The sequence below is a fragment of the Streptomyces sp. NPDC048191 genome (assembly GCF_040652655.1).
Classification (GTDB): Bacteria; Actinomycetota; Actinomycetes; order Streptomycetales; family Streptomycetaceae; genus Streptomyces.
Window position 1 is genome coordinate 247,006 of sequence record NZ_JBEZMO010000002.1, and the last position, 21,870, is coordinate 268,875.

A 21,870-nucleotide genomic window follows, 5' to 3' on the forward strand; every position below is an offset into this window, starting at 1 on the left:
AGTACGTTGCAGGCAGGAGTGGTGGTCCGATGCGGCGTACGGGCAGTGAACCGGTGACCGCGCGCAGTGCTCTGCGGGCGCGGTTCTGGCTGTGCCTGTGGGGACTGGTCTGGGCCGTCTTCGGTACGGCGGCGTTCGCGCTGGTCGGGCGCCCCGGCTGGGCGGCGGCCTGCGGGGTGCTGTGGCTGGTGGTCGTCGCCGACATGACCATGATCCTCAGGCACATCCGGCAGGGCCCGCACTACCAGCCGGGCCGTGACGTACCGCCGTACCGGCCGCCGGAGCAGGGGCCGCCGTTCACCGGGCCACCGAGGCACCGGCATCCGTGACCGCCCGGGGCACCGAGCCCGGATCGGTGCGGCGCGACGCCGCACGTGGGCGCGGCGGTCAGTCGTCGAAGCGGGCCGCCTTCAGGTACTGCGGGTTCGGGTCCAGTGCGGCCGCCAGGCGGAAATGGCGTTTGGCCTGGTCGGAGCGGCCCTGGCGTTCGTAGGTGCGGGCCAGCGCGAAGTGCGCGAACGCGTTGTCCGGCTCGCGCTCCAGCACGATCGTGAACTCCAGTTCGGCGGGCCTGAGTTGCGCCGCGGCGAAGAAGGCACGCGCGCGGAGCAGCCGGGCCGCGGTGTTCTCCGGGTGGGCGGCGATGACCGGGTCGAGCAGCTTGACCGCGCCCCGGGGGTCCCGTGAGTTGAGCAGCTGCTCGGCTGCACGGAAGTCGATGACATGCGTCTCCGGAGTACGTCCGGTGGAACCGCTGGTCTCGGGCACGGCAGAGTCCTTCCCTCACTCCACGGTTTCAACGCCCGCGGAGGGGGCCGCTATTCCGCGGATCCCTCGCGCGCCCGCCGTACGAGGTCCTCCCACACCTCGGCGACGCGTTTGTGCAGCGCGTCCAGCGGCACGTCGTTGTCGATCACGATGTCCGCGATCCGTCTGCGCTGCTCGCGCGTGGCCTGGGCGGCCATGCGCGCGCGTGCGTCGTCCTCGGTCATTCCGCGCAGCCGGACCAGCCGGTCGAGCTGGGTCTCGGGGCTCGCGTCCACGACGACCACGAGGTCGTAGAACGGCGCCAGGCCGTTCTCGGTGAGGAGCGGCACGTCGTGGATCACGACGGAGTCGGAGGCCGCGGCCTCCTCCAGCTCCCGGGAGCGGGCGCCGACCAGGGGGTGCACGATCGAGTTCAGGACGGCGAGCTTCTCCGGGTCGGCGAAGACGATCGAGCCGAGCCGGGGCCGGTCCAGGCTGCCGTCCGCGGTGAGGACGTCCTCGCCGAAGGCCTCGACCACGGCGGCGAGACCGTCAGTGCCGGGCGCCACGACCTCGCGCGCGATGCGGTCCGCGTCGATCAGCACGGCTCCGTGCTCCACCAGCAGCCGTGACACCTCGCTCTTGCCGGCGCCGATCCCGCCGGTCAGGCCCACCTTCAGCATGAGGCGAAGCTTAGGCCCTGCCACTGACAGCGGGACCGGCGGAGGTCAGTTGTCGCCCTCCCGCTCCGCCAGGAACCGCTCGAACTCGCGGCCGATCTCGTCGGCCGACGGGATGTCCACGGGCTCGGCGAGCATGTTGCCCCGGGTCTCGGCGCCCGCGGCGGCGTCGTACTGGTGCTCCAGGCCCTGGACGAGGGCGGTGAGCTCCTCGTCGCCCTCCTGGATCTGGCGGTCGATCTCCGTCTGTGTGCGGTACGCCTCCGTGCGCAGCGCGTGCGCGATGCCCGGCAGGACCAGTCCGGTGGCGGCGGTGATGGCCTCCAGCACGGTCAGGGCGGCGTCCGGGTAGGCGGAGCGGGCGATGTAGTGCGGGACGTGCGCGGCGACGCCCAGGACGTCGTGCCCGGCCTCCGTCAGGCGGTACTCCACCAGCGACTCGGCGCTGCCGGGTACCTGGGCCTCCTCGAAGGGGCTGCGGTGGCCCGGGACCAGGTCGGTGCGGTTGCCGTGCGGGGTGAGCCCCACGGGGCGGGTGTGCGGGACGCCCATGGGGATGCCGTGGAAGTTCACGGACAGGCGTACGCCGAGCCGTTCGACGATCTGCTGTACGGCCGCCGCGAACCGCTCCCACTCCACGTCCGGCTCGGGTCCGGACAGCAGCAGGAAGGGGGCACCGGTGGTGTCCTGGACGAGGCGGACCTCGATGGCCGGGACCTCGTAGTCGGTCCAGCGGTCCCGCTTGAAGGTCAGCAGGGGCCGCCGGGCCCGGTAGTCCACGAGCCGGTCGTGGTCGAAACGGGCGACGAGCTGGTGGGGCAGTGAGTCGAGCAGCCGGTCGACGATCTGGTCGCCGGTCTCACCCGCGTCGATGTATCCGTCGAAGTGGTAGAGCATGACAAGGCCGGCCGACTCCTGGGCGAGCGCCATGTCGACGACGGCGAGGCCCTTCGGCTCCCATGCGTACAAACCCTGCGGATCAAGCACTGTGACCGCTCCTCCTCGTGTTCGCCATGGACAACGCGCCCTGGAACGCGGGCATTCCCGCAACCGGCCACTGATCAGTGCTCTCGCACCGGCGACCATGACGCGTCGTCAGCTGGTCCGTGCCGTCACCGGACGACGTCGTTCACGGGGGCGGCTCACGTTCAAGTACAAGATCAGCGATCCTGGAAGGCCGTCCTCACCGACGGCGGCGACCACGGGCTTCGTCCGCGCGGCGCCCGCCACGGGACGGTCAGCGGGCTGACCCTGCCCGGTGGCCGGAAGGGCATCGTGCCCGGCGCCGCCAAAGGGGTGAGACGTGGCAGCGCGAGCTGCAGGACCACGGCCCACTGGGGGCGCACCGAAACGCCTGAGGGGCCGTACCTCGAAAGGTACGGCCCCTCAGGACCAGCTATCGGCTAAGCCTCAGCCGCAGCGCTTCAGCTCTGGCCGCCGGCCAGCTTCTCGCGCAGCGCGGCCAGCGCCTCGTCCGAGGCCAGCGCGCCGGAGGTGTCCGCGCCCTCGGAGGAGTACGAACCGCCGGTCGCGGCCGGAGCCGCAGCCTCGCCACCCTCGGCCGCGGCAGCGGCGTCGGCCTCGCGGGACTTGATGACCTGCTGCTGGTGCTGCTCGAAGCGGGCCTGCGCCTCGGCGTACTGGCGCTCCCACTCCTCGCGCTGCTTCTCGTAGCCCGGCAGCCAGTCGTTGGTCTCCGGGTCGAAGCCCTCGGGGTAGATGTAGTTGCCCTGGTCGTCGTAGGACGCGGCCATGCCGTACAGGGTCGGGTCGAACTCGACCGAGGCCGGGTCGGCACCGAAGGACTCGTTGGCCTGCTTCAGCGAGAGGCTGATGCGACGACGCTCGAGGTCGATGTCGATGACCTTGACGAAGATCTCGTCGTTGACCTGGACGACCTGCTCCGGGATCTCCACGTGACGCTCGGCCAGCTCGGAGATGTGGACCAGACCCTCGATGCCCTCGTCCACGCGGACGAACGCACCGAACGGCACCAGCTTCGTGACCTTGCCGGGCACGACCTGGCCGATCTGGTGGGTGCGGGCGAACTGCTGCCACGGGTCTTCCTGGGTCGCCTTCAGCGACAGGGAGACACGCTCGCGGTCCATGTCGACGTCGAGGACCTCGACGGTGACCTCCTGGCCGACCTCGACGACCTCGGACGGGTGGTCGATGTGCTTCCAGGACAGCTCGGAGACGTGGACCAGACCGTCGACGCCACCCAGGTCCACGAAGGCACCGAAGTTGACGATCGAGGAGACGACACCGGAACGGACCTGACCCTTCTGGAGGGTCGTGAGGAACGTCTGGCGGACCTCGGACTGGGTCTGCTCGAGCCAGGCGCGGCGGGACAGGACCACGTTGTTGCGGTTCTTGTCCAGCTCGATGATCTTGGCCTCGAGCTCCTTGCCGACGTACGGCTGCAGGTCGCGGACGCGGCGCATCTCGACCAGGGAGGCCGGGAGGAAGCCACGGAGGCCGATGTCGAGGATGAGGCCACCCTTGACGACCTCGATGACGGTACCGGTGACGATGCCGTCCTCTTCCTTGATCTTCTCGATGGTGCCCCAGGCACGCTCGTACTGGGCGCGCTTCTTCGAGAGGATCAGGCGGCCTTCCTTGTCCTCCTTCTGGAGGACCAGGGCCTCGATCTCGTCGCCGACGGCCACGACCTCGTTCGGGTCGACGTCGTGCTTGATCGAGAGCTCGCGGCTCGGGATGACACCTTCGGTCTTGTAACCGATGTCGAGCAGGACCTCGTCCCGGTCGACCTTCACGATGACGCCGTCGACGATGTCGCCGTCGTTGAAGTACTTGATCGTCTCGTCGATCGCTGCGAGGAATGCTTCCTCGTTACCGATGTCGTTGACCGCTACCTGCGGGGTGGTGGCGGTGGTCTCGGTGCTGCTCGTCATGTGGGAAAGGGCTCCGGTACGGACATTGAAGTCGTAGGCACTGCTTACGCCGGGAGCCCGTTTCGCTCTGCAGAAGCCGGACAGCCAAGGAAGCGCCCCACCAGTACCGGTGATGGCGCCTCGACAACCGAGGGGACATACAACAGATGCGAGCGCAGCCTGCTCCGTCTGAGGTGCGCAGGCCCGCAGCGCAACTTGTAGCATACGGGGGCAGCCGGACATGGTCAATGCGCGAAGGCGCACACCCGGGGCGGATCGCCGCATACCCGGCACAAGAAACGTCCCACGAGGCCACGCAGGCCTTCGGGACCCCTTCCGCGACACGCGCCCGGCGGGTTGGACGGAAGAGTACGACGAGGGAGCCGATCATCCAAGAGCCGGAAACGCACCAGCCCGAAGGAACCGCGGAGTACGAGCCGGAGGCCACCAGGCGTGACGCCGGCGTCGCGGAGAGCACGCGGGCCAACCGGGGCTGGTGGGACCGCAACGCCGACGAGTACCAGGTCGACCACGGCACGTTCCTCGGCGACGACCGCTTCGTGTGGGGTCCGGAAGGCCTGGACGAGGTGGAGGCCGAGCTGCTCGGCCCGCCGGAGGAGCTGAAGGGCAAGGACGTCCTGGAGATCGGCGCGGGCGCGGCGCAGTGCGCGCGCTGGCTGGCCGCCCAGGGCGCCCGCCCGGTGGCCCTGGACCTCTCGCACCGGCAGCTCCAGCACGCCCTGCGCATCGGTGGATCGTTTCCCCTCGTCTGCGCGGACGCCGGAGCGCTGCCCTTCGCGGACGGCTCCTTCGACCTGGCCTGCTCCGCCTACGGGGCGCTGCCGTTCGTCGCCGACCCGCGGCTGGTGCTGCGCGAGGTGCACCGGGTGCTGCGGCCGGGCGGCCGGTTCGTCTTCTCGGTGACGCATCCGATCCGCTGGGCGTTCCCGGACGAGCCGGGCCCCGAGGGCCTGTCGGTGTCCGCGTCCTACTTCGACCGCACGCCGTACGTGGAACAGGACGAGGAGGGCCGCGCGGTCTACGTCGAGCACCACAGGACGCTCGGGGACCGTGTGCGGGACGTCGTGGCGGCCGGCTTCCGGCTGGTGGACCTGGTGGAGCCGGAGTGGCCGTCCTGGAACACCTCGGAGTGGGGCGGCTGGTCCCCGCTGCGGGGCAACCTGATCCCGGGGACGGCGATCTTCGTGTGCGAGCGGGACCGAGGCTCTGCGCGTACGCGCGCGTGAGGAACCCTTTCGCCGTCGTACGACACTGGGGGGCGTGATCCGTTACGACGCTCTGGACGCGCTGCCCGTGCGTTCCGCCCTGCCCGCCCTGTCGGAGGCCTTGGAAGCCGCCGGCAGCGCCGTGCTCGTGGCGCCGCCCGGCACCGGCAAGACGACGCTGGTGCCGCTCGTGCTGGCGGGGCTGGTCGGGGGTGGTCCCGCGCGGCGTGTCGTGGTGGCCGAGCCGCGCCGGATCGCGGCACGGGCGGCGGCCCGGCGGATGGCGTGGCTGCTCGGGGAGAGGCCCGGCGAGAGCGTGGGCTTCACCGTGCGCGGCGAGCGGAGCGTGGGGCGGCACACGCGCGTGGAGGTCGTGACGACCGGTGTGCTGCTGCAGCGGCTGCAGCGGGACCAGGAGCTGCCGGGCGTCGACGTCGTCGTCCTGGACGAGTGTCACGAGCGGCATCTGGACGCCGACACGGCGGCCGCCTTCCTGTGGGACGTACGGCAGACGCTGCGGCCGGAGCTGCGGCTGGTGGCCGCGTCGGCGACGACGGACGCCGACGGCTGGGCCCGCCTGCTGGGCGGGGCGCCGGTCGTCGAGGCGGAGGGTGTCGCGCACCCGGTGGCGGTGGTGTGGGCACCTCCGGCGCGCCCCGTACGCCCGCCGCACGGGATGCGCGTCGATCCGGCGCTGCTGGCGCACGTCGCGTCGGTGGTGCGGCGGGCGCTGGCCGAGCGGGACGGGGACGTGCTGTGCTTCCTGCCGGGCGTGGGCGAGATCGCGCGCGTGGCGGGCCGGCTGGGCGACGTGGCGGACGTCGACGTGCTCCAGGTGCACGGGCGGGCGCCTGCCGCCGTGCAGGACGCGGTGCTGGCGCCCGCGGCGCGGCGCCGGGTGGTGCTGGCGACCTCGGTGGCGGAGTCGTCGCTGACGGTGCCCGGGGTCCGGGTGGTGGTGGACTCGGGGCTCGCGCGGGAGCCGCGGGTGGACCACGCGCGCGGGCTGAGCGGTCTGACGACGGTACGGGCGTCCCGGGCGGCCGGGAGGCAGCGGGCGGGCCGGGCCGGGCGAGAGGCGCCGGGGGCGGTGTACCGGTGCTGGTCGGAGGCCGAGGACGGGCGTCTGCCGGCGTTTCCGGCGCCGGAGATCAAGGTGGCCGACCTGACCGCGTTCGCCCTTCAGGCGGCTTGCTGGGGCGATCCGGACGCCTCCGGGCTGGCGTTGCTCGATCCGCCGCCGGGTGGGGCGATGGCGGCGGCGCGCTCCGCGCTGACGGCCGTGGGCGCGGTGGACCCCGTCGGCCGGGCCACGCCGGTGGGGGTGCGGCTGGCCCGGCTGGGGGTGCACCCCCGGCTGGGGCGGGCGTTGCTGGACACGTCGGGTGACGGGGCCGAGGTCGTCGCCCTGCTCTCCGAGGAGGTGCCGCGGGACTACGGGGACGATCTCGCCGGTGCGTTGCGCCGTGCGCGGCGAGGGGGTGACGCCTACTCGGCGCGGTGGGCCGCGGAGGTGCGGCGGCTGCGGGCCGTCTCACAGGACTTCTCCCACCCGTCCGCCGGTGACCGCCGGACCGGACATGCCCTTGGGGCCGGGCCGGGCACCAGTGACGACCGGCTCGCCGGGCTCGTGGCCGGGCTCGCGTTTCCCGAGCGGGTGGCCAGGCTCGACGGCGGGTCGTACCTCATGGCGTCCGGCACCCGGGGCGAGCTCGCGGAAGGCTCCGCGTTGCGGGGTGCGCCCTGGATCGTCGTCGCCGTGGCCGATCGGCCCGTCGGCAAGGGACACGCGCGCGTGCTGCTCGGAGCCGCCGTGGAGGAGGGCGTGGCACGCGCCGCCGCCGGCGCTCTGCTCGCCGAGCGGGACGAGGTCCACTGGGCCGACGGAGACGTGCTGGCCCGGCATGTCGAACGGCTCGGGGCCGTCGAACTGGCCGCGCGGCCGCTGAAGGACGCCGACCCGGCGCTCGTACGCGCCGCCCTGCTCGAAGGGCTGCGGCAGGAGGGGCTCGGGCTGCTGCGGTGGACGCCGGAGGGGGAGACGCTGCGGCAGCGGCTGGCGTTCCTGCGGGCGCATCTCGGTGAGCCGTGGCCGGACGTGTCCGAGGACGCGCTGTACGCGCGGGTGGACGAATGGCTGGAGCCGGAGCTGAGCAGGGCACGGCGGCGGGCCGCTCTCGGCCGGATCGACGCCGGGCAGGCGCTCGCCCGGCTGCTGCCCTGGGCGGGCGGGGAGGCCGGCCGGCTGGACGAGCTGGCGCCGGAGCGGATCGCCGTACCGAGCGGGTCCAGAATCCGGATCGACTACCGGGATCCGGAGCGGCCCGTGCTCGCGGTGAAGCTTCAGGAGATGTTCGGACTGACGGAGACGCCGGTGGTGGCGGGGGTGCCCTTGCTCGTGCACCTGCTCTCCCCCGCCGGGCGGCCCGCCGCCGTCACCGCCGACCTCGCCTCGTTCTGGAGGGACGGTTACCAGGGCGTACGGGCGGAGCTGCGCGGACGGTATCCGAAGCATCCGTGGCCCGAGGACCCGGCGGGCGCGGAGCCCACCAGGCACACCAACGCGCGGCTCAGGCGGTGACCGGTTCCGGCTCCGGCGTCTCGGTGGGCGCGGGGTCCCCGGGGCGGCGGGCGCGGGCCTCCAGGTAGAGGGCGAGGGCGAGGAGCAGCAGGCCGGCGGTCAGGGCGCCCCGGGGGACGTACGAGGTGAGCAGCAGGACCAGGGCGCGGTTGTGCTTGACCAGGGCGACGGTGTGCTCGACGTAGTCCTCGCGCATCTTCACGTCCCCGGCGAACGCCGTGACCCTGTCCCGGCCGCCGAGCAGGGTGCCGCCGCGCAGCTCCTCCTTGTGGAGTTCCTCGCCGTAGACGGGCGCGCCGGTGACCGGTTCGACCCAGAACCTGCGGACCGTGCTGTACCAGCGGGTGGTGCCCGTCCTGGCGACCGATTCCGGCGTGATGCCCTGGACCGGCATGGTCTTCGGCATGGAGACCTTGGTCCAGGGGATGGTCTGTTCGAAGTAGTAGACCTTCAGGCCGCGGAAGGTCCGGGTGCCCTGGTAGCGGATGGGGCTGGTGGTGCGGGTCTGCGCGTCGAAGTACTCGTAGTCGCGTTTCTGCGTCAGGAAGGGCCACTTGAACTCGATGCCCGTCCGGGTGACCGGGTCGCCGTCGACCATCTCGCCGGTGGCGTGCACGGGGTCCTGGCTGTGGGCGTCGAAGATGTAGCGCTCGGGGACCTTGGAGACCATCTTGCCGTCGGGGCCCTGGACGTAGGAGAGGCCGTCCCAGACCACGACCGGCCGGCCCGCCGTTTTCTCCATCCTCTTCGCGGCCTCCACGTCGCCCTTGAGGGTCTGCACGATGGTGACCTTGGAGACCTTCCTCGCGCGCATGGTGCCGTAGTCGAGGAGGGTGGCGCCCTTCGCCTCGAGGACCATGTCCTGGTACTGGTTCGCGGGGATCCGGGCCAGTCGTGGGAAGGCGTACCAGCGCATGAGCGGGGACAGCGCCGCGCAGAAGACGGCGCAGGCGAGCAGGACCAGGCTTGCCTTGCGGCGCATTGCAGGCCTCCTTCCCGGACGGGCTCGGCTACGGGTGCGAGGGCACCGTCGTCAGCAGCGGCTCGGGGGACGTCCGGCCCGTCGGCGACCCCATGGCGGTCATCGCCAGGACCAGGGCGAGCGCGAGGGCGAGACCGGTCGCGGCGGCGATCAGGGCGCGCATACGGGCCTCCCGGCGGACGTCTCGTCTCCCGACACGTTCCTGATGGTTCGTCAGGTCCGGCACCGTAGCAACGGGCGGGTGAGATGAGAACAGCGGTGCACGCACGAACGAGGGCGCCCTCCCCGCCGGTGCGGAGAGGGCGCCCTCGGGTGATCTCAGGAGGAGGCGGACGGGCTCGGGGACGGACTGGCCGAGGAGTCGGCGGCGGCGACCTTCAGCTCGACGGTGAGCGTCGCGCCGCCGGTGGTGGTGATGCGGAGCAGGAAGGTGCCGGTGGTGTCGTCCGCGTACAGCTTCGGCAGGGTCAGCAGGCCCTTGGCGTCCGTCTGGAGGCCGGTGAGAGTGCGTACGGTCTTGCCGTCGGCGTCCTTGAAGTAGGGGCCCTTGTCGTTCTCGGTGGCGTCGGTGCCGGACTTGATCAGGGTCGCGGTGGCCGCGACCTTGTCCGCGACGGCGCCCTTGTACGTCGCCTTCACCTGGACCTGGTCGGCGAACTCGCCGCCCGGCGTGCAGGTCGGCGGGGTGTCGCTGGTGCGGGTCAGGGTGTCGGCGGCGCGCGCGGTGACGGTGGCCGAATATCCGAGAGCCTTGACCGAGCGGCCCACGACGGTGGCGAGCACCTTGAAGTCACCGGTCTTCTCGCCCGCCTGGAGCGCCGGTGCGAGGGCCACACCCTTGGCGTCGGTGGCGACCGTGGCCACGGTCTCGCCACCGGCGAAGGTCGCGTCGGTGTCCCCGGAGATGGTGAACCGGACTCTGACCTTCGCGACGGACTTGCCGGCCTTGGTCTCGGCGCGGGTGCCGATCCGCTCGCCGAAGGCGTGGCCGGCCATGGTGGTGAGCTCGGCGGTGTCCGCGTCCTCCAGGTGGTCGACCGTGTCGGTGGGGGTCGGCGGGGTCGTCGGCGGGGCGGGCGGCTTCGGCGGGGTCGGGCTGGGGTTCCCGCTGCCGCCACCGGGCTTGCCGGGCCTCGGGTCCGGCTTCGGATCGGGCTTCGGGTCCGGCTTGGTCCTCGGCGGGTCCGAGGGTGCCGACGACCGGGTGTGCCCGGTGCCGTGGTCGCTGCGGTGGGTGGGCTCGCTGCCGGTGCCGTCGGGCACGGAGTGGGTGCCCTTGCGGTAGTACTCCAGCCACGACAGGACGGTGTTCAGGTAGTCCTGCGAGTTGTTGTAGCTGAGGATCGCGCTGTGCAGGTCGCCCTCGCGCGCGAGGTCCCAGTCGTTGCGGCACAGGTAGTGGCCGGCGGCCAGGGCGGCGTCGTAGACGTTGTTCGGGTCCTTCTTGCCGTCGTCGTTGCCGTCGCGGCCGGCCCAGGCCCAGGTCGACGGGATGAACTGCATGGGGCCGACGGCCTGGTCGTACTCCGTGTTGCCGTCGTACTCGCCGTGGTCGCTGTCCTTGATGAGCGCGAAGCCGTTGCCGTCGAGGGCCGGGCCCAGGATGCGGCCGATGGTGGTGCCGTCCGCGTCGACCCGGCCGCCGCGGGCCTGGCCCGACTCGACCTTGCCGATGGCGGCGAGCAGTTGCCAGGGCAGATTGCAGCCGGGCTTGGCGGAACGGAGTTCGGCCTCGGCCTTCTTGTAGGCGTCGAGAACCGTCGCCGGGATGCCTGCCTCCGCGTCACCCTGGGCGACGGGAGTGCCGGTGGCGCTCGGCGAGGGGCTGGGGTCGGGGCTGTTGAGGGGCGGCAGGTCCGTGTAGTACGGCGAGTTGCCGGTGGCGTTGCCGTCGGAGTTCGCGTCGGGCGCGGGGGCGGAGGCGCCGGCCGCGGACTGTCTGCCGTGGTCCTCGCCGACCACTCCCGGAGCCTGGGACGCCGACAGGGCCGCGACCGCCGCCGCGGCCACGGCGGTGGTCGCCGCTCCCTTGCGCAGCCGCCTTCCGAAATGCGCCGCCATCGAGTGAACCCCTCCCGTGGACGTCACGCGTCCGTCTCCGTCCGTCTGCCTCGCTCTGGTGTGACGGTTGACCCGGTGCTCCGGTTGCCCCTGTGGCGTCCTTCCGTCCGTGCGATCTGCGTTCGACCGCGCGCCCGCGCGGCGACCCAGGCGACCCTACGACAACTTGCTTTGTGTCGGGACCCGTTCACGCCCGGTTTTCACCCGTTGGCCAACTCTCGTTGTCACCCATGTCCCCCGGTCGGCCCGCGTCGGCGGTCTCCCATACTGGACGGACCCGATCACCGGCTCGGTGTCGCGGCCGACGACCGTTCCAGGGGGCCCTGTTGCCGTTCACGCTCAGCCATGCGGCGGCCGTGCTGCCCGCGGTCCGCCGGGACGGGAGCGGACGCGGCCCCCTGCTGCCGGCGGTGCTCGTCGCGGGGTCCTTCGCGCCCGACATGCCCTTCTACGCGGCAAGTGTCCTGCCAGGCGGCATGCAATTCGGCGCGGTCACGCACTCGTTCGCCGGGGTCCTCACGGTCGACGCGCTCATCTCCTGGGCGCTGGTGGGGCTGTGGCTGCTCGTCCGTGAACCCCTGCTCGCGCTGCTGCCGCGGGCCTGGCAGGCACGGCCGGCCCGGCTGCTGGGCCCCGGTGTGCCACGCGCGCGTGCACACGCCGTCGCGGTGGTGTGGTGGTACGTCTCCGCGGTGCTGGGCGCGCTGACGCATGTGGTGTGGGACGCGTTCACGCATCAGGGGCGGTGGGGGACGCGGCTGATTCCGGCCATCCGGCGGGACCGGGCGGCCGGCATGCCGCTGTTCTCGTGGCTGCAGTACGGCTCGTCCGTGGCCGGCGCGGTCGTGATCGCGGTGTTCACCACGCGTGCGCTCCGGCGTACGCCGGCCGGGCAGCCGGCGGGGGTGCCCGTGCTGTCCGTACGGGACCGGTGGTGGGCCGGCGCGCTGGTCGGCGGTTGTGCGATGGCCGGGGCGGTGCAGCGGGCGGCGAGGCCGTGGGCGCCGGCGGGTGCGCCGGAGCGGGTGTGGGATCTGGTGCCCTCCCTGTGCTTCGGGGTGGGCGCCGGACTCGTCCCGGGGCTCGTGCTGTACGCCGCCGGGGTCAGGATGCGGCGTCCGGACCGGGCTCCGTCCGGTCCACAGGATCCACAGCGCCCTGCTGATCCCGGTGATCCCGGTGATCCCGGTGATCCCGGTGATCCCGGTGGGGTGGTCGGCAGAGGCCGGGGGCGGCCGGTCGATCGGTGAGGGACGCGACGAAGACCGTGAGGGTGTGCCGGGGGCGTGATCTCGGTATCGCGGTGAGCGCGAGGGCGAGATAGCCGCGGGCGAGGTCGGCCCACTGGCGCCAGTCCGGCGCGGGGGCCACGTGGCCGCTCAGGCCGGTGAGTCTGTGCCGGAGGCCCGCGGCGGCCCTGCGGACGGTCGCGACCAGGTCGACGGGGATGCGGGCGGTGCTTGCGTCGGCCGCGAGGGCCGGGACCGGCGAGGCGGGCATGGCCTGCGCCGAAGCGGTGTCCGCCCAGGCCCGGGTGTCTGCCTCGGGCGTCCGGCGGTGAAGCATGCGTATACCCATGCCCGCAGTTTTGCGGCTGTGGGGGGCGGGGGCGTTTTGTCGGGGGCCACGTGAGTGACGGGTCCCTCCGAGGTTCGGCCGACTTGCTGAGCTGGGCGTCGGGGGCGCGGTGCGGGGTGTCGGGTGAGCGTCGGGTACCGGGCGGCGGCACCGCCAGGTGTGCCGTGGGGTGAGCGCGGTTACGGTCGGATCGTGAGGCGGGGGGCGGAGTGCCCTGGTGGTCCCCGAGTGCGGTGGTGCGGTGGGTACGGCACCACCGGTCCGCGCCGCGAGGGCTGGGCACCACCGGTCCGCGCTGCGAAGGCTGGGCACCATTGCGGCATGAGCGCGGGGCGACGGCTTCGGGGCGCCCGACCGGATGGCCCCGGCAACGGCTCACGCCCTGAGTACGACGTCACCGGCCCGGCCGCGAGGGCTGAGGCCATTGCGGCGGGAGCGTGGAAGGTGGCTTCTGGGCGCCCGGCCGGATGGCCCTGGGAACCCGCTCACGCCCTGAGTACGGCGTCACCGGTCCGCGCCGCGAAGGCGCCGGTCCGCGCCGCGGGGGCCGGTACCTGTGTCGGTGTCTGTACGGCGGTGGGGGTCTTGCTGCCGACGTCGGCTGCAAGACCCCCACCCGCGCGTATTGCTGCCGAGGCCGGCTGCAGGGCCCCGCCCGAGCGCCGCAGGCTAGTGCGCTGCCGACTCCCAGTCCGGGCCCACGCCCACCGAGACGTCCAGGGGGGCGCGGAGCTCGACGGCGTTCGCCATCTCGTGGCGGACGATCTGCTCCGCGGCCGTCCGCTCGCCGGGCGCGATCTCCAGGACGATTTCGTCGTGGACCTGCAGGAGCATGCGGGACTTCAGGTCCGCCGCCCGCAGCGCGTTGTCCACCTTGAGCATGGCGATCTTGACGATGTCGGCCGCCGTGCCCTGGATGGGCGCGTTGAGGGCCATGCGCTCGGCCGCTTCGCGACGCTGGCGGTTGTCGCTGTTGAGGTCGGGGAGGTAACGCCGGCGCCCGAAGACCGTTGCCGTGTAGCCGGTTGCGCGCGCCTCGTCCACCGCGCGGCGAAGGTAGTCGCGGACTCCGCCGAAGCGCTCGAAGTAGGCGTCCATCAGGGCGCGTGCCTCCGCCGCCTCGATGTTCAGCTGCTGGGACAGGCCGAAGGCGGAGAGACCGTAGGCCAGGCCGTAGGACATCGCCTTGATCTTGCGGCGCATCTCCGCGTCCACCGCGGCGGGCTCGACGCCGAACACCTGGGCGGCGGCGGTGGTGTGCAGGTCCTCGCCGGAAGTGAACGCCTGGATCAGGCCCTCGTCCTCGGACAGGTGGGCCATCACGCGCAGCTCGATCTGGCTGTAGTCGGCGGTCATCAGGGACTCGAAGCCCTCGCCGACCACGAAGCCGCGGCGGATCGCCCGGCCCTCGTCCGTGCGGACCGGGATGTTCTGGAGGTTCGGGTCCGTGGAGGACAGGCGGCCGGTCGCCGCGACCGTCTGGTTGAACGTGGTGTGGATACGGCCGTCGGCCGCGATCGTCTTGATCAGGCCCTCCACCGTGACGCGGAGTTTCGCCTGCTCCCGGTGGCGGAGCATGATCACGGGCAGTTCGTTGTCGGTCTGGGTGGCGAGCCAGGCCAGGGCGTCGGCGTCGGTGGTGTAGCCCGTCTTGGTCTTCTTCGTCTTCGGCAGGGCCAGTTCGCCGAAGAGCACCTCCTGGAGCTGCTTGGGCGAACCCAGGTTGAACTCGTGGCCGGCGGCCGCGTGGGCCTCCTTCACCGCCTGCTGCACCGCGCCCGCGAACGTCTGCTCCATCGCCTCCAGGTGCGCGCGGTCGGCCGCGATCCCGTACCGCTCCATGCGGGCGAGCAGGGCGGAGCTGGGCAGCTCCATGTCGCGCAGCAGGTCGGCCGCGCCGACTTCCCCGAGGCGGGTCTCGAAGGCCGCGCCGAGGTCGAGGACCGCGCGGGCCTGGATCATCAGCGCGTCGGCCTCGGCGCCGTCGTCGGCACCGAAGGCCAGCTGGCCGTCGGCCGCGGCGGCGGGCGTCAGCTCGCGGTGCAGGTACTCCAGGGACAGCGCGTCCAGGTCGAAGGAGCGGCGGCCGGGCTTGACCAGGTAGGCGGCGAGCGCGGTGTCCATGGTCACGCCCTCGGCGGACCAGCCGTGCTCGGCGAAGACGCGCATGGCGCCCTTGGCGTTGTGGAGCACCTTGGGGCGGGCGGGGTCGGCCAGCCAGGCCGCGAACGCGTTCTCGTCGGCCTCGTCCAGCTCGGCCGGGTCGAACCAGGCCGCCGCTCCCCCGGCCGCGGCCAGCGCGACCTCGGCGACGGAGCCGGTGCCCAGCGCCCAGGTGTCGACGGTGGCGACGCCCAGGGTCTCGGCGCCGTGCCCGGCGAGCCAGGGGGCCAGCTCGCCGGTGCCGAGGATCTTGCCGTCGATCTCCACGCCGTCCGTCGCGACCGGGGTCGCCTCGGCCTCCTCGGAACCGGGGTCGACGGCGAAGAGGCGCTCCCGCAGCGACGGGTTGCGGATCTCCAGGGTGTCCAGGACCATCGCGACGGCCTTGCGGTCGTACGCGGCGCGCTCCAGGTCGGTGACCGACTTCGGCAGCTCGACCTGGCGCTCCAGCTCGGTGAGGACGCGGTTGAGCTTGACCGACTCCAGGTGGTCGCGGAGGTTCTGCCCGGCCTTGCCCTTGACCTCGTCGACGCGCTCGACCAGCTGCGCGAAGGAGCCGAACTGGTTGATCCACTTCGCGGCGGTCTTCTCGCCGACGCCGGGGATGCCGGGGAGGTTGTCGGACGGGTCGCCGCGCAGGGCCGCGAAGTCCGGGTACTGGGCGGGCGTCAAGCCGTACTTCTCGAAAACCTTCTCCGGGGTGAACCGGGTCAGCTCGGAGACGCCCTTGGTGGGGTAGAGGACGGTGGTGTTCTCGGTGACCAGCTGGAAGGAGTCGCGGTCACCGGTGACGATCAGCACCTCGAAGCCCTCGGCCTCGGCCCGGGTGGCGAGGGTGGCGATGACGTCGTCCGCCTCGAATCCGTCGACGGCGAAGCGGGGGGCCCGCATCGCGTCGAGCAGCTCGCCGATCAGTTCGACCTGGCCCTTGAACTCGTCGGGGGTCTTGGAGCGGTTCGCCTTGTACTCGATGAACCGCTCGGAGCGCCAGGTCTTGCGCGAGACGTCGAAGGCCACGGCGAAGTGCGTGGGCGCCTCGTCACGCAGGGTGTTGGCCAGCATCGACGCGAAGCCGTAGATCGCGTTCGTCGGCTGGCCGGTCGCGGTCGTGAAGTTCTCCGCGGGCAGCGCGAAGAACGCGCGGTAGGCCAGCGAGTGCCCGTCCATGAGCATCAGCCGGGGTCGGGTGCCGCCGGGGGTCTTGTCGGTCTTCTTCGATGCTGTCTCTGCCACGTCCCCGATCCTGCCACGCCGCACTGACACTCCGGCCCGGGGCGCCGAGGGTGACCGGTCCGTCGCTCCTTGTGCTGTCGGTGGGGGCGGAGCCGTTGTCACCGGCCCGTGGGAGGATCGGCACGGTACTTCTCACACGCAGTCGAAGGGGAGCGTGCGATGGCGACGAAGCCGCCCAAGGGTGATCCGGTTCAGGACGCGCCGCAGGTCGCGGAGCCGAAGCACGCGGCCGCGGGGCTGCCCGCCATCGGGCACACCCTGCGCATCGCCCAACAACAAATGGGTGTGCGGCGCACGGCGCTGACGTTGCTGCGGGTGAACCAGAAGGACGGGTTCGACTGCCCGGGCTGCGCCTGGCCCGAGCCGGAGCACCGGCACAAGGCGGAGTTCTGTGAGAACGGCGCGAAGGCGGTGGCGGAGGAGGCCACTCTGCGCCGGGTCACCCCCGAGTTCTTCGCCGCGCACCCCGTCGCCGGCCTGGCCGGCCGCAGCGGCTACTGGCTGGGCCAGCAGGGCCGGCTCACCCACCCCATGTATCTGCCCGAGGGCGGCACGCACTACGAGCCGGTCAGCTGGGAGCGTGCCTTCGACATCGTCGCCGAGGAGATCGCCGCCCTCGCCTCCCCGGACGAGGCCGTCTTCTACACCTCGGGCCGCACCAGTAACGAGGCCGCGTTCCTGTACCAGCTCTTCGCGCGCGAGCTGGGCACGAACAACCTGCCGGACTGCTCCAACATGTGCCACGAGTCGTCCGGGTCGGCGCTCAGCGAGACCATCGGCATCGGCAAGGGCAGCGTCCTGCTGGAGGACCTCCACAAGGCCGATCTGATCATCGTCGCCGGTCAGAATCCGGGCACGAACCACCCCCGTATGCTCTCCGCGCTGGAGAAGGCCAAGGCGAACGGCGCGAAGATCATCAGCGTCAATCCGCTGCCCGAGGCGGGCCTGGAGCGGTTCAAGAACCCGCAGACGCCGCAGGGCATGCTCAAGGGCGCGGCGCTCACCGATCTGTTCCTGCAGATCCGCATCGGCGGCGACCAGGCCCTCTTCCGGCTCCTCAACAAGCTGATCCTGGACACCGATGGCGCGGTCGACGAGGAGTTCGTCCGCGAACACACCCACGGTTTCGAGGAGTTCGCGGCGGCCGCTCGGGCCGCCGACTGGGACGAGACGCTCAGGGCGACCGGCCTCACGCGCGCGGAGATCGAGCAGGCCCTCGGCATGGCCCTCGCCTCGAAGCGGACCATCGTGTGCTGGGCGATGGGTCTGACCCAGCACAAGCACGCCGTGCCGACCATCCGCGAGGTGGTCAACTTCCTGCTGCTGCGCGGCAACATCGGCCGTCCGGGCGCGGGCGTGTGCCCGGTCCGCGGTCACAGCAACGTCCAGGGCGACCGCACCATGGGCATCTTCGAGCGTCCGGCGCCCGCCTTCCTGGACGCGCTGGAGAAGGAGTTCGGGTTCGCGCCGCCGCGTGAGCACGGCTTCGACGTCGTACGGGCCATCCGCGCGCTGCGCGACGGCGAGGCGAAGGTGTTCTTCGCCATGGGCGGCAACTTCGTCTCCGCCTCCCCCGACACCGAGGTGACCGAGGCCGCGATGCGGCGGGCGCGGCTGACGGTGCACGTGTCGACCAAGCTCAACCGCTCGCACGTCGTCACGGGCGCGCGGGCGCTGATCCTGCCCACGCTGGGCCGCACCGAGCGGGACCTGCAGGCCAGTGGTGAGCAGTTCGTGACCGTCGAGGACTCGATGGGGATGGTGCACGCCTCGCGCGGGCGGCTGGCGCCGGCGGGCCCGCGGCTGAAGTCGGAGCCCGCGATCATCTGCGGCCTCGCCCGCCGGGTGCTCGGCGAGGGCAGCGTCGTGCCGTGGGAGGAGTTCGAGAAGGACTACGCGACGATCCGTGACCGCATCGCGCGCGTGGTCCCCGGTTTCGAGGACTTCAACGCGCGCGTGGCCCGGCCGGGCGGCTTCACCCTGCCGCACGCCCCGCGCGACGAGCGCCGCTTCCCGACCGCCACGGGCAGGGCGAACTTCACGGCGGCGCCGGTGGAATACCCCGAACTGCCCGAGGGCCGGCTGCTGTTGCAGACCCTGCGCTCGCACGACCAGTACAACACCACGATCTACGGACTGGACGACCGCTACCGGGGCATCACGGGCGGCCGCCGGGTGGTGCTGGTGCATCCCGAGGACGCGCGGGCGCTCGGGTTCGCCGAGGGGGCGTACGTCGACCTGGTGAGCGAGTGGAGGGACGGGGTGGAGCGGCGGGCGCCCGGTTTCCGCGTCGTGCACTACCCGACGACCCGGGGCTGCGCCGCGGCGTACTACCCCGAGACCAACGTCCTGGTCCCGCTCGACGCGACCGCCGACACCAGCAACACCCCGGCCAGCAAGTCCGTGGTCGTACGTCTTGAAGGTCACACCCGGACCCCGGAGGGCCGTCTGGAAGAATCGGCGACCGACTGAGCGTTTGCTCAGCCAGGAGACAGCCGCAAGAGACGGCTGGACGACGAACGGAGCCGGGGCCATGGGCGAGCAGCAGCAGGTGACATTCCCGCAAGAGATCATCGACGAGTACGCGGCGCTCGGTGTCGACCTGCCGGCCCTGTTCTCGGCCGGGCACCTCGGCACGCGGATGGGTGTGCAGATCCTGGAGGCCTCGGCGGAGAAGGTCGTCGGGACGATGCCGGTGGAGGGCAACACCCAGCCGTACGGCCTGCTGCACGGCGGCGCCTCGGCGGTGCTGGCGGAGACCCTGGGCTCGGTGGGCTCCATGCTGCACGGCGGCAGCTCGAAGATCGCGGTCGGTGTGGACCTGAACTGCACGCACCACCGCGGGGTCCGCTCGGGCCTGGTGACCGGTGTGGCCACGCCGGTGCACCGGGGCCGTTCGACGGCGACGTACGAGATCGTGATCAGCGACGAGGAGGGCCGCCGGGTGTGCACTGCCCGGCTGACCTGCCTGCTGCGGGACGCGCGGCCGGGCGACGCGGCGCAGGTGCCGCCCACCGCGGACTGAACGCCTCGCGCCGGACCGTTGCCCCCCGCCGTCGCTCCCCTTAGCTTCTGCTCATGGGACGGCGAGGGGACCCCCGGCCGGGGGTGAGGTTCCTGGTGCTCGGGCTGGTGCTGCCGGCACTCCTGTGGACGACGGCATGCGGCCGGTCGGGCGGCACGCCGCCGCACTCGGCCCGCCCGTCCCCGTCCGCGACCTCCGACGCCGAATTGTGCCACCGGCTCGTCGCGCACTGGTCGCGTGAGGTGCTCGACGGCACCACCTACGGCGATTACCAGTCGATGGGGCTGTCCACCGGACAGTTCGAGATCCTGCGGGACATCGTCGACGCGGCACGGGCCGTGAAGCGGCGTCAGGGTGCCGCCGCCGCCCGGGAGTTGATCGACCGTCGGGCGAGGCGCGACTGCGCCGAGCGTTACCGCCACGGAACTCCGACCGGAGGTTCCTGGGCATGAGTGGTATCGGCCCCCTGGAGCCGGGCGAGGGCACGCACGCCCGGGACGAAGACCCCCCGGCGCGTCCAACTCACGGCCGTGCGGCCCTGGTTCGCTCCACCCTGGCACTCCGGTACGCCCGTCACCGGCCGGCCGTCCTCGCCCTCGCCGCGACGGCCGCGCTCCTGGCCGGGGGCGGTTACCTCTACGCCACCCGGCCGCGGCAGGCGCCGCCGCCCCCGGCTCCGTATCCCGCACAGGTCGTGGAGGTGGCCTACGCGGGCGGACGGCCCACCGCGCCGGACGCCCCGCCCCGCAGCTTCAGCTTCGCGGTGCTACTGAGCGTGCAATCGGGGCCGCCCGTCACGGTGACCGGGGTGACCCAGCCGTACGCGGGAATCTCGCTGGTGACGGACCCGCGGCCGCCCTTCCGGACAAAGGCAGGTTCGGACCGCAAGATCACGATAACCATGCACGTGACGCAATGCGGAAAAGCGCCCAAGGACGCCGGACTCCCTTTCCTGGATGTAACTCTGCGTAATGCGCGCGCAATCCAGATTCAGGGCTACATCCTCGGCCCCCGGTACGCGCGGCACCTCTCGCAGGCCCTGAAAGGTGCCTGCAGCAACAGAGCCGCGTCATCACCAAAACCCTCGAGACGCCTGAATTGATCATGGTGATTCCTGCGGGTTCTCACATTGCGGACGGCGCGAATCGGCCGGAATTCCGCCCTTTCCCCCAGCGCGCACCGCTCTGCATTACGTCGTGTCATAACAAGAGCGTCACAGCCTTCGTCAGACACTCCTCCACGTTCCCCACACGCGCTTAGAGTCACGGCCAGTCACCGCGCCCCCGAATCGCCTCTTCGGCTCGTCCCTTCGGTCAGGCGCGCGGCTCGACCGTTTCCAGGGGGGAACGGTCGTCCTGGGGAAAGGACTGATCGTGCGTCAACGTTCGCTTATCGCCATCACCGCCGCACTGGCAGCGGGAGCACTCACCCTGACGGCCTGCGGCTCGCGCGACAGCGGCGACAAGGGCTCGGACTCCAAGGGCGGCGGCAGCACCGTCACCATCGGCGTCGACGCCCCGCTGACCGGCGACCTGTCCGCGCTCGGCCTGGGCATCAAGAACTCCGTGGACCTGGCGGTCAAGACCGCCAACAAGAAGAACTACGTCAAGGGCGTCACCTTCAAGATCGACGCCAAGGACGACCAGGCCCAGCCCTCCTCCGGCCAGTCGAACGCCTCCGCGTTCGTCGGCGACCCCAGCGTCTACGGCGTCGTCGGCCCGCTGAACTCGTCCGTGGCGCAGTCGATGCAGAAGGTCTTCGACGACGCCAAGCTCGTCGAGGTCTCGCCGGCCAACACCAGCCCGGACCTGACCCAGGGCGCCAACTGGCAGACGTCGAAGTCGCGGCCGTACAAGTCGTACTTCCGCACGGCGACCACGGACGCCATCCAGGGCCCGTTCGCCGCGCAGTACGTCTACAACACGGCCAAGAAGACCAAGGTCTTCGTCATCGACGACAAGAAGACCTACGGCGCCGGCCTCGCCAAGACCTTCACCGACGAGTTCAAGAAGCTCGGCGGCAAGGTGGTCGGCACCGAGCACATCAACCCCGACACCAAGGACTACTCCGCGGTCGCCACCAAGGTGAAGAACTCGGGTGCCGACGTGGTCTACTACGGCGGCGAGTACCCGCAGGCCGGTCCGCTCAGCAAGCAGATCAAGGCGGCGGGCGCCAAGGTCCCGCTGGTCGGCGGTGACGGCATCTACGACCCCACCTTCATCAAGCTCGGCGGCAGCGCCTCCACCGGTGACCTCGCCACCTCGGTCGGCGCCCCGGTCGAGACGCTCGCCTCCGCCAAGCAGTTCGTCTCCGACTACAAGGCGGCGGGCTACAAGGAGGACTACGCGGCCTACGGCGGCTACTCCTACGACTCGGCCTGGGCAATCATCGAGGCCGTGAAGAAGGTCGTCGACGACAACGGCGGCAAGCTCCCGTCCGACGCCCGCGCGAAGATCACCGCCGCGGTGCAGAACGTCTCCTTCGACGGTGTGACCGGCAAGGTCTCCTTCGACGAGTACGGTGACGCGACCAACAAGCAGCTCACCGTCTACAAGGTCGACGGCGGCGCCTGGAAGGCTGCCCACTCCGGCACCTACACCCCCAGCAGCTGAGCCACACCCCCACCACCGAGCCGCGCGGGGCGCTGTTCCACTGGCGCCCCGCGCGCACTCACATACGGCCACATCCGTCGAACTTTCC

Annotated in this window: 17 protein-coding genes; 9 read left to right on the top strand and 8 right to left on the bottom strand. The window is 71.7% G+C overall.

Annotation, left to right across the window (positions count from 1 at the left end):
* Nucleotides 1-29 precede the first annotated feature (29 nt).
* The gene (locus tag AB0D93_RS04155) at nt 30-329 is read left to right on the top strand and encodes a DUF6343 family protein (protein ID WP_362112594.1); all 300 of its coding nucleotides are present in this window, start codon (nt 30-32) and stop codon (nt 327-329) included.
* Between the two features lie 58 nt (nt 330-387).
* On the opposite strand, the gene AB0D93_RS04160 is transcribed toward AB0D93_RS04155, so the two are convergent.
* The 4 genes from AB0D93_RS04160 to rpsA all read right to left on the bottom strand — a co-directional run bounded on the left by AB0D93_RS04160 (nt 388) and on the right by rpsA (nt 4,342).
* Nucleotides 388-768, bottom strand: coding sequence for a tetratricopeptide repeat protein (locus AB0D93_RS04160; protein ID WP_362112597.1), 381 nt, complete (start codon nt 766-768; stop codon nt 388-390).
* A 50-nt stretch (nt 769-818) separates the two neighbouring features.
* The gene (gene coaE, locus AB0D93_RS04165; protein WP_362112600.1) at nt 819-1,430 is read right to left on the bottom strand and encodes a dephospho-CoA kinase; all 612 of its coding nucleotides are present in this window, start codon (nt 1,428-1,430) and stop codon (nt 819-821) included.
* A 45-nt stretch (nt 1,431-1,475) separates the two neighbouring features.
* The gene (locus AB0D93_RS04170) at nt 1,476-2,414 is read right to left on the bottom strand and encodes a PAC2 family protein (protein WP_362112603.1); all 939 of its coding nucleotides are present in this window, start codon (nt 2,412-2,414) and stop codon (nt 1,476-1,478) included.
* A 437-nt stretch (nt 2,415-2,851) separates the two neighbouring features.
* On the bottom strand, nt 2,852-4,342 hold the full coding sequence (gene rpsA / locus AB0D93_RS04175) for a 30S ribosomal protein S1 (protein ID WP_023551529.1): 1,491 nt from the start codon (nt 4,340-4,342) through the stop codon (nt 2,852-2,854).
* A 227-nt stretch (nt 4,343-4,569) separates the two neighbouring features.
* Here rpsA and AB0D93_RS04180 point away from each other — a divergent pair, with 227 nt between their 5' ends.
* Together AB0D93_RS04180 and hrpB are read left to right on the top strand one after the other, a co-directional pair.
* Nucleotides 4,570-5,568, top strand: a complete 999-nt coding sequence (locus AB0D93_RS04180; protein WP_362112607.1) for a class I SAM-dependent methyltransferase — start codon at nt 4,570-4,572, stop codon at nt 5,566-5,568.
* 34 nt (nt 5,569-5,602) lie between these two features.
* Nucleotides 5,603-8,128: an ATP-dependent helicase HrpB gene (gene hrpB, locus AB0D93_RS04185; RefSeq protein WP_362112610.1), complete on the top strand. Its 2,526-nt coding sequence runs from the start codon at nt 5,603-5,605 to the stop codon at nt 8,126-8,128.
* Here the strand turns inward: hrpB and AB0D93_RS04190 are convergent.
* From AB0D93_RS04190 to AB0D93_RS04200, 3 genes are all read right to left on the bottom strand, one after another.
* Complete coding sequence (locus AB0D93_RS04190) at nt 8,118-9,110, bottom strand: DUF3068 domain-containing protein (RefSeq protein WP_362112613.1); 993 nt, start codon at nt 9,108-9,110, stop codon at nt 8,118-8,120. The two genes, hrpB and AB0D93_RS04190, sit on opposite strands and share 11 nt — an antisense overlap.
* 28 nt (nt 9,111-9,138) lie before the next feature.
* Complete coding sequence (locus AB0D93_RS04195; RefSeq protein ID WP_362112616.1) at nt 9,139-9,273, bottom strand: SPW_0924 family protein; 135 nt, start codon at nt 9,271-9,273, stop codon at nt 9,139-9,141.
* Between the two features lie 155 nt (nt 9,274-9,428).
* Nucleotides 9,429-11,171, bottom strand: a complete 1,743-nt coding sequence (locus AB0D93_RS04200) for a lytic transglycosylase domain-containing protein (RefSeq protein ID WP_362112619.1) — start codon at nt 11,169-11,171, stop codon at nt 9,429-9,431.
* A gap of 326 nt (nt 11,172-11,497) precedes the next feature.
* Between AB0D93_RS04200 and AB0D93_RS04205 the strand changes: the two genes are divergently transcribed.
* Nucleotides 11,498-12,421 (top strand): DUF4184 family protein, encoded by a 924-nt coding sequence (locus AB0D93_RS04205; RefSeq protein WP_362112622.1) that lies wholly within the window; start codon nt 11,498-11,500, stop codon nt 12,419-12,421.
* A 997-nt stretch (nt 12,422-13,418) separates the two neighbouring features.
* On the opposite strand, the gene polA is transcribed toward AB0D93_RS04205, so the two are convergent.
* Nucleotides 13,419-16,145, bottom strand: a complete 2,727-nt coding sequence (polA, locus tag AB0D93_RS04210; RefSeq protein ID WP_362112625.1) for a DNA polymerase I — start codon at nt 16,143-16,145, stop codon at nt 13,419-13,421.
* 159 nt (nt 16,146-16,304) lie between these two features.
* Between polA and AB0D93_RS04215 the strand changes: the two genes are divergently transcribed.
* The 5 genes from AB0D93_RS04215 to AB0D93_RS04235 all read left to right on the top strand — a co-directional run bounded on the left by AB0D93_RS04215 (nt 16,305) and on the right by AB0D93_RS04235 (nt 21,782).
* The gene (locus tag AB0D93_RS04215; protein ID WP_362112628.1) at nt 16,305-18,617 is read left to right on the top strand and encodes an FdhF/YdeP family oxidoreductase; all 2,313 of its coding nucleotides are present in this window, start codon (nt 16,305-16,307) and stop codon (nt 18,615-18,617) included.
* 61 nt (nt 18,618-18,678) lie between these two features.
* Entirely contained in the window at nt 18,679-19,170 is a 492-nt protein-coding gene (locus AB0D93_RS04220; protein WP_362112631.1) for a hotdog fold thioesterase, read from the top strand.
* A 53-nt stretch (nt 19,171-19,223) separates the two neighbouring features.
* Nucleotides 19,224-19,622, top strand: coding sequence for a hypothetical protein (locus AB0D93_RS04225; protein ID WP_362112634.1), 399 nt, complete (start codon nt 19,224-19,226; stop codon nt 19,620-19,622).
* Complete coding sequence (locus tag AB0D93_RS04230; protein WP_362112637.1) at nt 19,619-20,272, top strand: Tat pathway signal sequence domain protein; 654 nt, start codon at nt 19,619-19,621, stop codon at nt 20,270-20,272. Before AB0D93_RS04225 ends, AB0D93_RS04230 begins: the two co-directional genes overlap by 4 nt.
* 271 nt (nt 20,273-20,543) lie before the next feature.
* On the top strand, nt 20,544-21,782 hold the full coding sequence (locus AB0D93_RS04235; protein WP_362112640.1) for a branched-chain amino acid ABC transporter substrate-binding protein: 1,239 nt from the start codon (nt 20,544-20,546) through the stop codon (nt 21,780-21,782).
* The last annotated feature ends 88 nt before the right edge of the window (nt 21,783-21,870 follow it).

Coding starts and splice junctions, on each gene's coding strand:
- AB0D93_RS04155 (WP_362112594.1), top strand. CDS start 30: ATGCGGCGTACGGGCAGTGAACCGGTGACCGCGCGCAGTGCTCTGCGG.
- coaE (WP_362112600.1), bottom strand. CDS start 1,430: ATGCTGAAGGTGGGCCTGACCGGCGGGATCGGCGCCGGCAAGAGCGAG.
- rpsA (WP_023551529.1), bottom strand. CDS start 4,342: ATGACGAGCAGCACCGAGACCACCGCCACCACCCCGCAGGTAGCGGTC.
- AB0D93_RS04180 (WP_362112607.1), top strand. CDS start 4,570: ATGCGCGAAGGCGCACACCCGGGGCGGATCGCCGCATACCCGGCACAA.
- AB0D93_RS04190 (WP_362112613.1), bottom strand. CDS start 9,110: ATGCGCCGCAAGGCAAGCCTGGTCCTGCTCGCCTGCGCCGTCTTCTGC.
- AB0D93_RS04195 (WP_362112616.1), bottom strand. CDS start 9,273: ATGCGCGCCCTGATCGCCGCCGCGACCGGTCTCGCCCTCGCGCTCGCC.
- AB0D93_RS04200 (WP_362112619.1), bottom strand. CDS start 11,171: ATGGCGGCGCATTTCGGAAGGCGGCTGCGCAAGGGAGCGGCGACCACC.
- AB0D93_RS04215 (WP_362112628.1), top strand. CDS start 16,305: ATGGCGACGAAGCCGCCCAAGGGTGATCCGGTTCAGGACGCGCCGCAG.
- AB0D93_RS04220 (WP_362112631.1), top strand. CDS start 18,679: ATGGGCGAGCAGCAGCAGGTGACATTCCCGCAAGAGATCATCGACGAG.
- AB0D93_RS04225 (WP_362112634.1), top strand. CDS start 19,224: ATGGGACGGCGAGGGGACCCCCGGCCGGGGGTGAGGTTCCTGGTGCTC.
- AB0D93_RS04230 (WP_362112637.1), top strand. CDS start 19,619: ATGAGTGGTATCGGCCCCCTGGAGCCGGGCGAGGGCACGCACGCCCGG.